Genomic DNA, 306 nt, shown 5'->3' with positions numbered 1-306 from the left:
GTCGACGACGTCCTGAAGGTCCTCGACGATGGCGGCCTGCGCGGCCTCGGCGGCGCCGGCTTCCCCACCGGCCGCAAGTGGCGCTCCGTGCGCGGCGAGCCCGGCCCGCGGCTGATGGCGGTCAACGGCGACGAGGGCGAACCCGGCACCTTCAAGGATCAGCTCTACCTGAACACCGATCCGCACCGCTTCCTGGAAGGCATGCTGATCGGTGCCCACGTGGTCGAGGCGACCGACGTCTACATCTATCTGCGCGACGAGTACCCGATCTCCCGCGAGATCCTGACCCGCCAGATCGCCAAGCTC

General features: G+C 69.0%; 1 pseudogene. It reads left to right on the top strand.

Annotation, left to right across the window (positions count from 1 at the left end):
• Positions 1 to 306, top strand: a pseudogene (locus tag MXD60_RS26385) (NADH-quinone oxidoreductase subunit L); the annotation flags it as partial.

Origin of the sequence: Frankia sp. AgB32, assembly GCF_023243045.1 — a bacterium.
Lineage (GTDB): Bacteria > Actinomycetota > Actinomycetes > Frankiales > Frankiaceae > Frankia.
The sequence above is the reverse complement of the archived record's forward strand: the minus strand, read 5'-3'. Positions and strand labels throughout refer to the sequence as shown.